Origin of the sequence: Ruegeria sp. 6PALISEP08 (assembly GCF_001238295.1) — a bacterium.
GTDB lineage: Bacteria > Pseudomonadota > Alphaproteobacteria > Rhodobacterales > Rhodobacteraceae > Ruegeria.
Window position 1 is genome coordinate 1 of record NZ_LGXZ01000015.1, and the last position, 14,803, is coordinate 14,803.

The following is a 14,803-nucleotide window of genomic DNA, read 5'->3' on the forward strand; positions in this document are numbered from 1 at the left end:
ATTTCTTGGATCAGACTTATGCCGTTTGATTATCGCGGTTTAGCCGACAGGGCTTTTCGAAGTTCCATGCACCGCACCTAAATCGATCCCCACGTCCACCAGACCATCGGGCCAGATCTGATGGGACAGCACAACAACGCGGTCGTCTTCAGCACAGGTTCGTTTGATGTCCACACGCTTTCACTACGAAAGCTCAGATTGCGATTGCAAACCAAGGGCAAACCAGAAGGCGCTACATTTGCTGCATTCTTTTTCCAGCATGCGTTGTTTCGACCGTCTTGTTGATCCGCCGTTGGCGCGTTGTTGGGTTCTTGGCAATCTTGATCCAGCGAAGGACGTTGCGCCGGTACGAGGGGGGCAATTGCTCCCATTTGTTCAGGTCCAATTCACCGGATAAATCGTCTGGCACAATCAGAGCATCGACGTCATCAAAGAAGTTCCATAGTCCTGACGCCTTACTGGATTTTATGGACGCCTCTCCTGCGGGGTGCATTAAGCCTTCTTGCCTAAGGCGCTCTGCTCTGCCCTTGTAGCTTTTGGACCAAGCTTGCTGTTTTCGCGGGCTGATCAGTTGCGCCGTCCGGTCTTCATCGATTGTAAATCGTCTTCCATCAATCCAACCATGCGCGATCAGCGCATCCAGCACCTCGTCCCGACTGACATATTTCTGCGGATGTGCCGCCTTCCACGTGATCAGGCGGACGCTATTACGTTGGGCAAAATGCGTGCTCAGCCACTCCCACAGTTGATCACGGGATGTGACCTCAATATCAGCCACGCGCCACCATTGTGTTCATGCTTGTGTCATCAGTCGCAAAAAAGCTTCAGCCGTCTTTATGTGCGTGCTCTTGGCCTCTGGCGACATCCATTCAGCCGTACGGCACATCATCGCCCATCGGGGATTGCCAGCCAGTCTATCGCTGTTATTCAGGATAAAGCGCCAATAAAGCCCGTCCCAAATGTCGGCCCAGGGCCCTTTGCCCCAATTGCTCATTTTGCGAACATAGTTTGATCCCGAAAAGTACGGTTTGGTGGTGATCAACCCGCCATCGGCATGCTGGCTCATCGCGTAGGCATTGGGAACCATCACCCAATCATAGCTGTCGACGAACATTTCCATGAACCAGCGATAGACATGATCCGGATCAATTTCGCACAGAAACATAAATCCACCCAAAACCATGAGGCGTTCAATATGATGACAATACCCTGTCTTGAGCACCCTTTTGATCGTGTCGTCCAGCGGATCAATACCAGTGGTTCCGTCGTAGAAAGCGCGGGGCATTGGGCGGTGATGGCCCCAATGATTTGTAGTGCGCATCGGCACACCCAGGCTCTCATAGGTCGCGCGCATAAACTCGCGCCAGCCAATGATCTGACGGACGAAACCTTCTAACGAATTGAGAGGAATACCCTTTCGATCCGCATGCGCCAGCGCAGCGTCCAAAACCTGTTTGGGCGTCAACAATCCAATGTTCAAGGCTGGCGTGAGAACGGCATGCCACAGCCAGCTTTCACCCGCAACAATGGCATCTTCATAGTCGCCAAAGTGATCAAACCGCCGTTCCAGAAACTGCGCCAGCCAGTCGGACGCAGCTTTGTGTGATGTCGGATAGTACAACGTATCCAGGCTGCCCAATGCTTCTGGAAAGTCAGCAAGTACGCTTGCTTTCGCGGCTTCATCAACCGCGTCATGGGAAGGCCAGTCGATCCAAGGCAGGCTGCCCAACAGCGCCTTGGACACTTTCTTACGGTTTTCCTTGTCAAAGCTCCATTGTCCCCCCGCCGGTTGACCGCCGTCCATCAACACATTCAAGCGGCGGCGTTGGCTTTTGTAGAACTCTGCCATGAACCAGCGTTTGCGACCGGCAAACCAATCCTGATTGTCGGCCCGAGTGTTCAAAAAACCAGGTGATGGCTGGAAATCGAGCGTGATATCGGTTCTGCCAGCCGCCGCCCGAAGACGTTTTTCTGCAATTAAGTCTACCGGATCAACCATGATTATATGGCTGATGCCGCGGTCCCGCAGACTTTGAAACAGGCGCAAGCAAGCGCCCGGCTGCCGCTCAAAGGGCCAAATCGCGGCATCAAATCCCTTGGCGACCAAGCCATCGCGATAGCGCGTCATGGAAGCACGGTGCAGCCAAAGCTTTTGCTTGTGCATCGTGGCAGGATAAAACGCATCGCCAAAGAAAAGCGGGTCTTCGAAAAGCACAACCGCGTCGGGTCGGGCGGCCACACCGGGGTGCTGGGCAAACAATTGGTTGGGAAGTAAAAGCGCGGCAGTGGACACCGGCTATGGCCTTGGTTGGGTGGCCAGGTTCAATTGGCTCAAAAGCGATGGGATCTTCTTTCGAAGACCAAAGAAGCCTGCCCTTGCATGAGGCCATGTTATCGTGTCGTGGGGTCGTATTATCCGGTTCAAAGACAGGCCAGCGTCCCTCAACAGAGGTTCCGCACGATCAAGTCGTGACCGAGTGGGACCGACGGGCGCATAGGCTGTTGCAATGGTTTTGACACCGGTATTCCGCGCTGCCTCGATCAACGGATCACTCCAATCCTCGGCGGATTGCACGCGCTTTCCGTGAGGTTCCAGGGCGCTGTTCATCGCGCCTTCGGCAAAATCCGTTACAGCGCCTGCAATCGGATTTGGAGACCGACCATGCGTCGCCAAAAGTCCAATCGCGGCAGCAGGCGATGTCGGCATTAAGCTATCGGCTGACAGATCATCCTCGGTCAACAGCATGAGGTAAGGGCCCTCTGGGGGCTCTTGCGGAGTCAAAAGCGGAATAAGCGGGTGTTCTGCTGTCTCGGTCAGAGGTTCCGCAAATTTGGCGAGGTTTTTTGGTTGAAACCGTCCTTCGGTGTATTTGGCAATATTATCAGGTCGCGCGAGGTAGGTTTTGCCTTTTGTGTGCAATCCGCCGACCCACCGCCAGCTCAGCGTGTTCGACGCGGGATCGCCATCCAGCAAATGCCGCAAAAAGAAGTCCGCGCCAAGCTGCCAGGGTATGTGGAGCGTAAAAATCCAGATTGATGCAAACCACATGCGCGCTTGGTTGTGGAGGTAACCGGTCGTCATCAGTTCCCGCGCCCAATGATCGAAACAGTCGATGCCGGTATTGCCGTTCACTGCATCGTTGAAACGGGTCTCTAAGCCCTGATCGAATTTTAGTCGCTCTAAAGCACTCAACAGATCCCGCTGATAATGTGTCCAGACGCTGGGCCTCTGTTCCAGCCAGCCCTTGAAGTAAGTGCGCCAGAACACTTCTTGAACGAACTTCTCCGCCGCGTCGGAATTTTGGGACGCTAGTACAGTTGCCAGTACCTCTTGTTCCGTTATCAAACGGTGGCGCAGCCAAGGTGACAAACCCGATACATTGCTGCGTTGATCGGTCCCAAAATCGTAGTCCCGCTTACCTGTATAATGCCGACCGGCGCGTCCCACGAACTGCTTCAGCCTTTTAAGGCCATTGGTTCGTGTGGGCTTGAAACTGATCGTCTCTTTCGCTTCCGCAAGTTCTGGAAAAATCTCGGTCATGCGGCCAACCTGCATTTCTTCGAACAGTATTTCACTTGATCCCAAACGTTTTCCCATTTCTTGCGCCAGGTGAACGGGCGCTTGCAGATCGGGCAGATTTTCAGGGGCAAATCGGCTTTCTTCCGCATCCTCATCATTGGTCCCCCAAAGGCAGGCCGAGTTGCTCTTGATCTTGAGCCGACCGCGCATCTTTGCGAGCAGTCCGCCTGGTCTTTCGGCTCGCGTGCTTTGCCGCGATGGCTTGCGCTTGGGCGCGAAACTCAGTGCTCCGGCGGACGCCCCATACCCGCTCGCGCGCGGCTTTGGCTGCTGCGAGATGGTCAAAAACACGCTCTGGATAATGCGCTCCGATGATTTGTTTCCCATCTTGGGCTTTCCAGGGTTCGTGGATGTACCGATCCGAAATATGGGCCAGTTCCGGCAACCATGTCCGAATGAACACCCCTTCTGGATCCTGATCATAGCCCTGCTTAACTGGATTATAGATGCGCACGGTATTGATGCCAGTGGTGCCTGATTGCATTTGCACCTGACTCCAGTGAATGCCTGGCTCATAGTCCGTAAACATGCGCGCCAAATGCTCACCCTGGGCTCGCCAATCCACCCAAAGATGATAGCTCGCCGTGGCCATCACCATCGCGCGCTTCCGAAAGTTGAGCCACCCCGTCGCTTGCAATGACCGCATACATGCGTCCAAAAACGGATATCCCGTTTCGCCTATGGACCAGGCAGCCAAAAGCTCGCAATCTGGCGCTTTCGGTCGAAGCCCGTCGTAAAGGCGATGCAGATTTTCAAACTCGATCCGAGGTTCATCCTCAAGTTTCTGAATAAAATGGCAATGCCAATGCAACCGGCCCGAAAACGAGCGCAGCGATTTGCGCCAGTCCTTTGCTTGCGGCGGCAATTGGCGTATTTGCCTTTCAGTCGCTTGCGAGACCTCGCGCATAGAAAGCGCGCCCCAAGCCAGGTGGGCCGACAGCCGCGAACACGCAACGGCTCCCTCCAAAGGGCTGGACATCTCGCGTTGGTATCTTTTGCCTCGGTATGTCAGAAAGCTGTTCAGCCGCTCCAAACCCGCAGCTCGTCCACCGGCTTGACGACCAACGCACAGATCATCCCGCAAGCCGAGGTCGCGCGCCGTGGGAATATACCCTGGTTCTATATCGATATGTTTCAGCGCAACTGGTGACGAAACGGGCAATGCCATAAACCTGTCCCACCGTTCCGCCCAGCCGTCGCGAGACTTGAGCCTGCGAAAAACGCCGTGGTTTTGCACTTCGTGCCACTGCACACCATGATCCCTGCACCATGCTGCGACCTGACGGTCCCGCTGATACGTCCAATTGTTCCCTGTTTCCTCGTGTGACCAAAGTACGTCGACTAGACCACGATCCTTCAACTCGGATAGGACCGACACAATCTGCCCGGTGCGCACAACAAGAGGCTGGCCAAGTTCCCCAAGGTCTTTTCGAAGTCCGGCGATTGTCTCAGCAACAAAGTTCCACTGCCGTGTTGACGCGTCGGGTTGCTGCCAAAGCTCCGGTTCAACAACATAGAGTGGCAAAACTGGCCCGACCTCAGACGCCTGCGAAAGTGCCGGATGATCATTTACCCGTAAATCCCGTTTGAACCAAACGACCTGCACGATACCTCCGTTCTTCGAGTACTGTACGTATGGCCACAGAAATTGGATCTTTGTTTCAACCATCTCTCCACTTCGCTGTGGGCGCGGCCTTTGCGCAGACGCCATCGGCCTTCGGCACTTGAAGGTCGGAAGCTTCCGCGAACTCATTGATGAGCGTCTGGCCTGGAGAATGAGACCTTGGCGAAAGTGACATAGATTGGTAACGGCTCTGAGCCCTAAAACACCATGCCAAGAACCGGGTTGGCCCAACTTTAGTTTGTTTGAACTCTGATTTCTGAACACAGGTTAGAGAGACCACCACAACGACCTGTACGCCACCAAGCACCGTGAGCGCGATTGGCAGCGATCCCCAGAACATCTACCCCCAATGCACCGTTAATGGGAGAAAGCTAAATCTAAACCGAGTCATCTCGTTTGCGCATTGAAATCGGTAAATTAGGCTCATGCAGCATTTAGCCTCGTCGATCATTCGATACGGAAACCACTGAATTTATTTGATTGCCGTAGTCAATTTTTTGTGGCGGCGAATTTTAAGCTCTCTTCAGCAAACCGCGAGATAACTACAAACCTCGCGCACTATGCAAAAATTTTGCCTATACGCCTGCAATTTGAGCAAAGCTGCCGTTAACTATGACTTGCGGCATCCCAAGTTGCGGCTTCATAGCGTATCTGTGTTCCACGACTGCCCCATTGTTTCTTTGGTTTTCGCGCTAACTCTCACGAGCGTACCGGCGAAACCCAATGGGCAAGGTCAAACAAAATGCACAAAACAGACAATGCTGAGTTTGCACTCACATCCGATGACGCCGATCAACCGCACACTACGGAGTACTACGATGGATCATGCCCGCTTTGCTCCGTTGAGATCGGGCATTATGCTTCTTGCAAGGGCGCTGAACACCTGCGGTTTGTCGACGTTTCAGAACCCAATGCTCGTGTTGGTGCAAATCTAACGCGGCAAGAAGCGATGGATCGACTCACTGTGCGCCGACCAGATGGAGAACTTGTGTCCGGTGCGCGCGGGTTCACGGAACTCTGGGGCACTTTACCCAAATGGCGTTGGCTGGCGCGTCTGGCAGGCTTACCCGGGGTAACGTCCCTGCTGGAACTTGCATACCGAGTTTTCCTGCCCTTAAGACCGAAGCTTTCGAAGATCGCCTCTTGGTTCGGAGCGAAGCCGGTTAACAGGACAAGTTCGTCGACATGATAAACCTAAACGATGGGCATTTCTAATGGCTGGATTGGCTCTTCAAAGGCGTTCTCGAATCCGCGTTTGGCAACATTCGCGCCGTATTCACACTTCGTCTTGGGTTGGTCACGCTGATCAGTGACGCAGGTATGTAGTTGTTCGGCTTGTTGGTTTTGAGTGAATTGGGTTAGTTCAGATGACGTACTTTTCAAGCAGCATCTTCACGGGCAGCGAGGCATTCAATCGAGTAGCCAACAGAAACATTCCCCCAATCTTTCGCTGAAGGTAAAGAACGTCCATTGGCACCTGGGGTGGGATATAGCCGACCTCGACCAGGGCCATACTCTCTTTGTTCAGGCGGTGGGAAAGCGTTAGGTCGGAGAAATCAAATTCATTCGCAGATAGAATTGCTTCGAAAACGCTGCGGATCATTCCGAGGATCCGGTCGTCAAATGGGCCATCACCTTCAATAAGCTTAAGTTGTATGGCAGCCTTACGAAGCGCCGCGCCGTCTTCAAGCAAACCGGCGCGCAACAGATCCACGTATCCATCTATTGCAGATGGTTGCAGTGCGCGTGCCGCGCCAAAATCCAAGAGACCGATTTTTCCATTGGATGGGTTGTATCGGTAATTGGCAAAGTTTGGATCGCTCTGCATCATACCGAACTCAAAAACCTCGCGCAGCGTGAGATTGACCAAGGCCTCTGAGACTCGATTGCGTTCCTCGCTTGTCGCATCACTCACGGCCTCGATAGGGCGACCTTCCAGAAAGGACATCGTCAGAACTTCTGGCGTGCTCCAATCTGCATAGAACTCTGGGATCTTAAACGCTTCATCGCCCTGCAATAGGTCAGCAAAACAGCGCATATATTGCCCCTCGCGTTCATAGTCCGTTTCTTCATGTAATTGACTGCGCGCCTCTTGGATATACGGAGCCAGATCAAAGCTTTGGGGAAGCAGACCTGACATGCGAACCAGAGTGGCAACGTTGGCCACGTCGCTGTCGATACTGCGCGCGATACCGGGATATTGCACTTTGATCGACACATCGCGTCCGTCTTTCAAGGTCGCACGATGTACTTGCCCAATGCTCGCTGCCGCTATGGGCCTAACGTTAAAACTTTTGAAGGATTTTCGCCAATCTGCACCCCAAGCTCGGTTCAGGACGTCACGCAATTGTTTCGGTGGCATGAAATGCGCCTGATATCGTAAACGCGCCATGATGTCAGCCAGTTCAGGCGGCAAGACCTAACCTGCATCCATCGAAATCAACTGACCCACCTTCATCGCGGCGCCTCGCATGCGAGCAAGTTGATCCGCGACTCGTGTCACGTTGCCGGGTGTCATCAACAAACCACGCATATCGGGTCGCGCGCCGCGGCCGATCTCTCTTAGGGCGCGTACTGCCATGTTCCCCGCAATGCCTGCCGTCATGCTGCTTAAACCGGCAACACGGACCAAACGGCTTGTAGGAACTGCCAAAGGGGTTGGTGAGGATTTAGGGTCGGTCATCAATACTCACCAAAATTCCGTGCCCGGAGCGCCTTTAATGCGACCCTTCAAGTTTTCGGTGACCCAACCTCCATAGAAGTCCCCGGGTTGCGGGATCACCCGGTACTCACCAACAAAACAAGCGTCCATAAGTCCGGCGTAAAAGGCGAGATAGCCCTTAATCCGTTCAAATTTGATGGTTGGTGCAGCATAACTCCACGCAGCTTTCTTAGCCGCAGCTGCCCCGCTCTGAACGTCCCAGTAGCTCGCAACACCCTTCCACTCGCAGAATGATCTACCCGAGGCCTTTGTCAGAACGGCATCAATGTCTTGCGGCGGAATATAATACGTGGGGGCGTGGTGGGTTTCGAGAACCTGAAACGCCTGATCGGTTTCCACGATTGTTTGACCGCCGAGCTCGATCCGCACTCGATGAGGCACTGCCCGCAGCGCAGGTGGTCGCGGATAGTCTTGGACGTTTGCAGTTGTCCAACCTGTCATTTCGAACCTTGGGTATGAATCAGTTGTTCCATCTTCGAACTAGCGCGCCGACAGCGTTATTCTAGCGATAGAGCTTTCAGCGTATGGCAGGTGAACTTGCACCAAAATTGGGCTTAGTGTCAGCTTGGGACGGGCAACGTTATTTGACCGACTTTGCAGCCCGAACCGTCGAAATGAGTGTCCTAAATCTACCAGTTTGCCAATAGTTCGCCCATGCGCTCTAGGCCAAGGTCGAGGTTGGCAGCAGCACCTCCCCCCACACCCAGTCGGATGTGGTTCTGCATCCCGTAAGACGAACCCGGTAGTAGAAATGTCCGATAGGGATCGGCGAGCAAGCGTTTGGCGAACACGTCGCCATCAATCCCATCGAGCCGTGCCAAACCAATTAATCCAGCCTGAGGTTTGACCCAATCGAGGTTGGGCTGATCGGCAACAAACCTATCCAGGCGTTCCAGCGTTTTCACCCCAGCTGCCCGTGCAGTTTTCAAAGCCTGATTATATCGGTCAGACCTCAAGGCGATTTCGGCGATGACTTCGCCAAGAATATTCATAATTTCGCTCGAGTTTTCCCGCAGAACAATAGCGTCCCAAATGAGATCTGAATCACGGCATATCATCCAGCCGGTGCGTAGCCCCTGGAGCCCCAGTGCCTTGGAAACGCTGCCCGTCGTGATACCCCTTGGATACAAACCAGCAATCGAAGGGGCACGGGACCCGTCCCACTCCAATCCCGCGTAAACCTCGTCAACAACCAGCCATGCACCTACGCGATCTGCGATTTGGACAAGCCTTTCCATCTCTGCTTGTGTCATCAACTGCCCGGTGGGGTTATTGGGGTTGGTCATAAAGATGAGCCGCGTGCGCGCTGTTACTGCGGCCTCAACTTTGTCGAGGGGCAATACCCAACCAGCACTCTCTTCGCGGTCGACAATTTTTAGCGTCGCGCCAACTGCCTCTGCCAATACGCCCGCTTGTGGCCAGCCCGGGCGTTCCGTTACGACTTCGTCGCCCGGTTGGACCAATTGCATGAATGCAAGATAATTGGCTTCCGCGGCGCCGGCGGTGATCAGAACGTCGTCTGGCTTGCAAACATCAGACAAGCCGGCGCGGTCCAAAACATGCCGTCGTAAAGCAGGTAGACCCCGAAAGCTCTTTTGGTTCCAATCCAACGGCAGCGCTGGATCCAGCGCATCCATGAACTCACCCAAACGCGGCGACTCGGACAAGGAAAACCCAACGAAAGCTTCTGGATCCGCTTCCGTGGTATCCAGTAGGTATTGAAAAAGTGTGTGTATCTTGACTTTCATGCTCTACTCAAAATCTTTGTAGTCAATCAGGGAGAGAGTCTGTGCAAGCAGAGGGATTTGTCAAAGGGCGACCGATTGACCTTGTGGTTTTGGACTACGGGCTGTTCAAGGTCCATTCCACTGGCCGCATCATAGGTATCTGCGGGTTTCTGATCCGAACAGATTTGGGAGAAGCAATACTCATCGACACTGGATTTCCTGAAAAATACGCCATTGATACCGACGCTGCGGTCAAAGAAGATCGATTGTTCGAGTTTGGCGAGGTTCTGAAGTGCGAACCTGATAATCTGCCACGCGCACAGCTGGCAAAACTCGGGCTTATTCCGTCAGACATTACATTACAGATTTGTACGCACTCCCATATCGACCATATCGGTGCATTGGGCGACTTTCCAAACAGTCCCATTCTCATCTCCTCTGCCGAGCGAGCCTTACCTCGCCCCTTGTATTGGGGCGATATGCGGCCGATGGAATGGCCCGAGCAGGATTACCTGGTTATTGATGACGACGTAGAAATTGGATCAGGTATCTTCGTTTTGATGGCACCCGGTCATGCGCCTGGCCAGATCGCGGTAATGGTCGATCTTCCGTCGGGGGCGATTTTATTGACCAGTGATGCGATTTCCCGACCAGCAGAAATCGACGAGAAGTTTGCCGGGTCTTGGGACGAAGATGCAGCAATTGCCAGCGCAGACAGGTTGATGCGTCTGGCATCCGAGCGAGATGCCTTTGTAATCTATGGGCATTGTCCAAAGCAGTGGGGTGTTCTGAAGAAAGCACCAGAAGTCTACAGCTGATCCCACCCCTTGGACCATTTTTCCGGAAAGTGATGTCGCACCAAAGAATTATCTGACGTCGCGCCCTTGGTTCAGAATAATCACATTCCCACTGGAAACGTCCCCTGCCGGTGAAATGAGAAAACCAACCCAAGAGGCGATTTGCTCAGGTAGCATCGCATGACCATGTGGCATGGCACTAACGGCTTTCCTCAAGACTTCCTCGGTCAAGACATTGAACAACGGTGTCTCAGTCATGGCAGGTGCCAGAGAATTTACACAGATTTTATCCTGTGCGTATCGACGGGCGAGGTCTTTTGTAAGGGTATCCATCGCTGCTTTTGACGCGCGGTAGTGCGGAGGGTCGAACACATCGAAATTGTAAGCACCGTTCGATGAGATATTTACAATCTTTTTGATGCCTTCGCGTTCTAACATCAATTGGACCGCTTGCTGGCAACAATGGAATGCAGAATTAAAGTTGATTGCCATCTGCTTTTCGAGTTCCTCGGGCGGAATGTGCGGGAAGTCAGACATAAAGCAGGTGCCAGCGTTGTTTACCAAAGCATCCAGACCTCCATGGGCTGTCCTTATGCGCTCAAACGTTTGAGCCACGGCCATAGGATCAGTTAAGTCAACGTAAATAGGTGTGAAGTCCGAACTAAATTCTGATGCCAGTTCGTTCAGACGCTCTTCTTTGAGGTCCAGACCAATCACATGCAATCCGTTTGTCTGCAATTGGCGGCAGATGGCCTGCCCCATCCCTCCCGCGGCGCCGGTCACAACCGCTGTCTTCATGGTAACTCCTCCTACCTAGGTATGATTTGGGATACTTCGAATTAAAGAAGGAAACTCATAACCCTTTTTTCTGAAAGCGGCGAAAGCCAATTTCGTTTAATTCAGTGCACGTTCGTTTTGGGCTCAAGCTAGACTTTGCAAAGTCAGCTTTCTGCGCATCGCAGACCTTCGCGAGAATCCAAGGTTCCTTAGGGAGGCCCTTTGTGGGATTGAGCAATGCAAAGGGCCATAATCGCGACGACTAAGCCATAAACTGATTGAATTCGTCGCTAATGCAGACAAACGCGCAGCGCAAAACTATGGGCGAACTACGCAAACTTATGGGGTGCGCGAAGTGTTATGCGCAAACCTACACACAGTTAGAAATCTAGATTCTCCACGCTCAGTGCGTTTTTCTGGATGAATTCGCGGCGGGGCTCGACAACATCGCCCATCAGTTTGGTGAATAGATCATCTGCCTCAACCATGTCATCTACGCGCACCTGCAAAAGTGTACGTGCATCCGGATCCAACGTGGTTTCCCATAGCTGATCCGGGTTCATTTCACCCAGACCTTTGTAGCGTTGCAACGACAGGCCCTTTTCGCCCTCTTCCAGAATCGCGCGAAGCAGATCCAGCGGGCCGTGAATGAGCTGAGACCGGTCACGGCGGACCAGTGTCGCCGAAGTGTTGTAAACCTCTTGCAGGCTTTGCGTGAAGCTGCCGGTCTTACGCGCTTCGCCTGAGCGCAGCATGGGACCGTCCAGCGTGCGCACCTCTTCCACGCCGCGCAAGATGCGGGCCAGACGGATGCCGTGGTCCTGCGTGATGCGACCTTGCCAGCCGCGCTCGTATTCCAGTGCGATCAGGTCCAGACGGGCCGCGACTTTGTCGGCCACACCTTGCAAGTCTGCATCGACCGCGCCGGGCACAAAGGCCCCGGCAACGGCGGCCTGTTCCAGAATGTGGCGCGGATAATGAGTCGGGAAGGCGTCCAACACACGCTTCAACTGGCGCGCTTCGTCCACCACGCGGGCGAGGTCCTGGCCGACAATCTCTTCACCCGAGCCGAGTTTCAACACGGCCCCATCGACGCCCTGATTGATCAGGTAGTCATCCAGTGCGGCCTGATCTTTCAGGTAAACTTCTGATTTACCACGGGAAACCTTATAAAGCGGTGGCTGAGCGATGTAGAGGTATCCGCCCTCGATCAGTTCAGGCATCTGCCGGTAGAAGAAGGTCAGAAGCAACGTCCGGATATGCGCGCCATCCACGTCGGCATCAGTCATGATGACGATCTTGTGGTAGCGCAGTTTTTCGATGTTGAACTCATCGCGGCCGATGCCGGTACCCAGAGCCATCACAAGGTTGCCAATTTCCTGAGACGAAAGCATCCGGTCAAACCGGGCCCGTTCCACATTCAGGATTTTCCCGCGCAAAGGTAGAACAGCCTGAGTTAACCGGTCTCGACCTGTCTGCGCAGATCCCCCGGCCGAGTCGCCCTCTACCAGGAAGACTTCGGTCTTGGACGGATCTTTTTCAGAACAATCCTTCAGCTTGCCCGCCAGATAGTTCACATCCATCGCCGTCTTTCGGCGGGTCAGTTCACGGGCTTTTCGCGCAGCCTCACGGGCCAAGGCGGCCTCGATGATCTTGCCGACGATGCCCTTGGCTTCATTGGGGTTTTCCTCAAACCACTCGGCCAGTTTTTCGTTCATCAAGCCTTCGACCGCCGGCCGCACCTCGGACGAGACCAGTTTGTCCTTAGTTTGAGACGAGAATTTCGGGTCGGGTACTTTGACTGACAGCACGCAGGTCAGACCTTCGCGCGCATCGTCACCGGTGAAGCTGACCTTTTCCTTCTTCGCAATCCCGCTGGACTGGGCATAGTTGTTGATCGTCCGGGTCAACGCACCCCGGAAGCCCGCCACGTGGGCTCCACCGTCCCGCTGCGGGATGTTGTTGGTGAAGGGCAGCACAGTCTCGTGATACGAGTCATTCCACCACATCGCGATTTCGACACCGATATCGTCGCGCTCACCCTTGATGTAGATCGGCTCAGACATGGCCGGGGTTTTCGAGCGGTCCAGGTACTTAACGAATTCCTTGACGCCACCCTCATAGAAAAGCTCGGTCTCCAACCGCTCGGCGGGGCGTTCGTCGATCAGGATGATCCGTACACCCGAGTTCAGGAAGGCCAGCTCGCGCAGACGCTTTTCCAGCGTCTCAAACGAGTATTCAAGGTTCGAGAACGTATTGGTCGAGGCCAGAAACCGCACCTCGGTTCCTGTCCGGTCGCCGCACTCACCGACCACTTTCAGATGCTCTGCCGTCTCTCCGCCTTCAAAGCGCGCGACATGCTCCTTGCCAGAGCGCCAGATACGTAGCTCCAGCCAATCCGACAATGCGTTCACCACCGAAACACCCACACCGTGCAGACCGCCCGACACCTTGTACGAGTTGCTGTCGAATTTACCACCAGCATGCAGCTGAGTCATGATGACTTCAGCGGCCGAGACGCCTTCTTCAGGGTGAATATCGACAGGAATTCCGCGTCCGTTGTCGCTGACCGAAACGCTCGAATCCGCGTGGATTTTTACTGTTACATGGTCTGCGTGATCAGCCAAGGCTTCATCGATCCCGTTATCGACAACCTCATACACCATATGGTGCAGACCCGAACCATCATCCGTGTCCCCGATATACATGCCGGGGCGCTTACGAACGGCTTCCAAGCCTTTGAGAACTTTGATGGAATCTGCGCCGTATTCTTGAGGAGCCTGTGCGTCTTCGGACATTCAGTCAGTACCTATATTATTTTGGTAACTTATACGTTTTCTTGTGGGGATTGTCACGCGATCCCCCAATATTTTGTGTTTGTATGAGTTGTTTTTTGCCCGCCCGGGCCCGGCTCATAGCCGGTCGATATCAGACGCGATATCCGCAGCAATTTCCAGCGCATCGACATCCTTGCGTTCCGCCGACAATCGCAGCCCGAGAATGTCTGACTGATACCGCGCTGCCAGCCGATCCGGATCATGATCAGCCCTGATTTCGCCTGTTTCCTGAGCACTTCGAAACAACTCAGCAAAACATGCCTTCATCTCAGTCATGTGGCGCGCAGCCTGATCCGCAAGATCGTGATCCTTCGCCTGCAACTCGGCAAATGTCTTTGCCAGCATGCAAGCCTTCGTCGGGTTCTCGACGGCCTCAATTACCAAACGAGGTTGCGCTTTCAGCGCTTCCTTCGGGCCCAGCTTCTCCGCCAGGGCCTTTATGCGTGCGACACCCTCATTCGCATAGCTCTCCAGCGTCAGAGCATAGAGCGCATCCTTCGACCCGAAGGCCGCATAGAAACTGCCAGGTTTCAGTTTCAATTCCCGCTCCAGATCCTTCAGCGATGTCCCAGCCCAGCCCTGACGCCAGAAGATATCTCTCGCCTTTGCGATCAATGCGTCACGGTCATATGCGGGTTTGCGGGGCATCAGCATCACCAATTCTTGAACGTTCGCTCAAATATATACTTGAGTGATCGCTCAAGAAACCCTAAATACGATCCATCGCGCCACAAACAGG

15 protein-coding genes are annotated in these 14,803 nt (G+C 53.9%); 2 read left to right on the plus strand and 13 right to left on the minus strand.

Annotated features, from left to right (window positions below; genetic code table 11):
* Positions 1–39: 39 nt before the first annotated feature.
* The 6 genes from ALB80_RS22840 to ALB80_RS18280 are packed head-to-tail and all read right to left on the minus strand — an operon-like array spanning position 40 to position 5,249.
* Entirely contained in the window at positions 40–174 is a 135-nt protein-coding gene (locus tag ALB80_RS22840; RefSeq protein WP_256364029.1) for a hypothetical protein, read from the minus strand.
* Positions 175–232: 58 nt separating this feature from the next.
* A complete protein-coding gene (locus ALB80_RS18265) occupies positions 233–778 on the minus strand; it encodes a YdeI family protein (protein ID WP_050605541.1) in 546 nt (181 codons plus the stop codon).
* 15 nt (positions 779–793) lie between these two features.
* Entirely contained in the window at positions 794–2,293 is a 1,500-nt protein-coding gene (locus ALB80_RS18270) for a cryptochrome/photolyase family protein (protein ID WP_050605542.1), read from the minus strand.
* A gap of 3 nt (positions 2,294–2,296) precedes the next feature.
* Complete coding sequence (locus ALB80_RS18275; protein ID WP_371256002.1) at positions 2,297–3,598, minus strand: FAD-binding domain-containing protein; 1,302 nt, start codon at positions 3,596–3,598, stop codon at positions 2,297–2,299.
* Positions 3,538–3,678: a DUF2256 domain-containing protein gene (locus tag ALB80_RS21960; RefSeq protein WP_083445359.1), complete on the minus strand. Its 141-nt coding sequence runs from the start codon at positions 3,676–3,678 to the stop codon at positions 3,538–3,540. The genes ALB80_RS18275 and ALB80_RS21960 overlap by 61 nt, the downstream gene beginning before the upstream one ends.
* Positions 3,675–5,249 (minus strand): deoxyribodipyrimidine photo-lyase, encoded by a 1,575-nt coding sequence (locus tag ALB80_RS18280; RefSeq protein WP_253276918.1) that lies wholly within the window; start codon positions 5,247–5,249, stop codon positions 3,675–3,677. The genes ALB80_RS21960 and ALB80_RS18280 overlap by 4 nt, the downstream gene beginning before the upstream one ends.
* Before the next feature lie 697 nt (positions 5,250–5,946).
* Between ALB80_RS18280 and ALB80_RS21965 the strand changes: the two genes are divergently transcribed.
* Positions 5,947–6,393 (plus strand): thiol-disulfide oxidoreductase DCC family protein, encoded by a 447-nt coding sequence (locus ALB80_RS21965; protein ID WP_083445361.1) that lies wholly within the window; start codon positions 5,947–5,949, stop codon positions 6,391–6,393.
* 174 nt (positions 6,394–6,567) lie between these two features.
* Here ALB80_RS21965 and ALB80_RS18285 read toward each other — a convergent pair whose 3' ends face one another.
* The 4 genes from ALB80_RS18285 to ALB80_RS18295 all read right to left on the minus strand — a co-directional run bounded on the left by ALB80_RS18285 (position 6,568) and on the right by ALB80_RS18295 (position 9,674).
* Entirely contained in the window at positions 6,568–7,596 is a 1,029-nt protein-coding gene (locus tag ALB80_RS18285) for an ABC1 kinase family protein (protein WP_371256003.1), read from the minus strand.
* 27 nt (positions 7,597–7,623) lie between these two features.
* Positions 7,624–7,887, minus strand: coding sequence for a hypothetical protein (locus ALB80_RS22745; protein WP_253276920.1), 264 nt, complete (start codon positions 7,885–7,887; stop codon positions 7,624–7,626).
* 6 nt (positions 7,888–7,893) lie between these two features.
* A complete protein-coding gene (locus ALB80_RS18290; RefSeq protein ID WP_050605543.1) occupies positions 7,894–8,367 on the minus strand; it encodes a DUF427 domain-containing protein in 474 nt (157 codons plus the stop codon).
* 188 nt (positions 8,368–8,555) lie between these two features.
* Positions 8,556–9,674 (minus strand): pyridoxal phosphate-dependent aminotransferase, encoded by a 1,119-nt coding sequence (locus ALB80_RS18295; RefSeq protein ID WP_050605544.1) that lies wholly within the window; start codon positions 9,672–9,674, stop codon positions 8,556–8,558.
* A 41-nt stretch (positions 9,675–9,715) separates the two neighbouring features.
* Here ALB80_RS18295 and ALB80_RS18300 point away from each other — a divergent pair, with 41 nt between their 5' ends.
* A complete protein-coding gene (locus ALB80_RS18300; protein WP_050605545.1) occupies positions 9,716–10,471 on the plus strand; it encodes an N-acyl homoserine lactonase family protein in 756 nt (251 codons plus the stop codon).
* 48 nt (positions 10,472–10,519) lie between these two features.
* On the opposite strand, the gene ALB80_RS18305 is transcribed toward ALB80_RS18300, so the two are convergent.
* From ALB80_RS18305 to ALB80_RS18315, 3 genes are all read right to left on the minus strand, one after another.
* Positions 10,520–11,248: an SDR family NAD(P)-dependent oxidoreductase gene (locus tag ALB80_RS18305; RefSeq protein WP_050605546.1), complete on the minus strand. Its 729-nt coding sequence runs from the start codon at positions 11,246–11,248 to the stop codon at positions 10,520–10,522.
* Between the two features lie 359 nt (positions 11,249–11,607).
* Positions 11,608–14,025, minus strand: coding sequence for a DNA topoisomerase (ATP-hydrolyzing) subunit B (gyrB, locus tag ALB80_RS18310; RefSeq protein WP_050605547.1), 2,418 nt, complete (start codon positions 14,023–14,025; stop codon positions 11,608–11,610).
* Positions 14,026–14,139: 114 nt separating this feature from the next.
* Positions 14,140–14,712, minus strand: coding sequence for a TetR/AcrR family transcriptional regulator (locus tag ALB80_RS18315; protein ID WP_050605629.1), 573 nt, complete (start codon positions 14,710–14,712; stop codon positions 14,140–14,142).
* Between the last annotated feature and the right edge of the window lie 91 nt (positions 14,713–14,803).

Excerpts from the sequence above, each read along its gene's own strand:
- ALB80_RS18275 (WP_371256002.1), bottom strand. The coding sequence starts at position 3,598 with ATGGGAAAACGTTTGGGATCAAGTGAAATACTGTTCGAAGAAATGCAG.
- ALB80_RS21960 (WP_083445359.1), bottom strand. The coding sequence starts at position 3,678 with ATGATGAGGATGCGGAAGAAAGCCGATTTGCCCCTGAAAATCTGCCCG.
- ALB80_RS18280 (WP_253276918.1), bottom strand. The coding sequence starts at position 5,249 with ATGGTTGAAACAAAGATCCAATTTCTGTGGCCATACGTACAGTACTCG.
- ALB80_RS21965 (WP_083445361.1), top strand. The coding sequence starts at position 5,947 with ATGCACAAAACAGACAATGCTGAGTTTGCACTCACATCCGATGACGCC.
- ALB80_RS18285 (WP_371256003.1), bottom strand. The coding sequence starts at position 7,596 with ATGGCGCGTTTACGATATCAGGCGCATTTCATGCCACCGAAACAATTG.
- ALB80_RS22745 (WP_253276920.1), bottom strand. The coding sequence starts at position 7,887 with ATGACCGACCCTAAATCCTCACCAACCCCTTTGGCAGTTCCTACAAGC.
- ALB80_RS18290 (WP_050605543.1), bottom strand. The coding sequence starts at position 8,367 with ATGACAGGTTGGACAACTGCAAACGTCCAAGACTATCCGCGACCACCT.
- ALB80_RS18295 (WP_050605544.1), bottom strand. The coding sequence starts at position 9,674 with ATGAAAGTCAAGATACACACACTTTTTCAATACCTACTGGATACCACG.
- ALB80_RS18305 (WP_050605546.1), bottom strand. The coding sequence starts at position 11,248 with ATGAAGACAGCGGTTGTGACCGGCGCCGCGGGAGGGATGGGGCAGGCC.
- gyrB (WP_050605547.1), bottom strand. The coding sequence starts at position 14,025 with ATGTCCGAAGACGCACAGGCTCCTCAAGAATACGGCGCAGATTCCATC.
- ALB80_RS18315 (WP_050605629.1), bottom strand. The coding sequence starts at position 14,712 with ATGCCCCGCAAACCCGCATATGACCGTGACGCATTGATCGCAAAGGCG.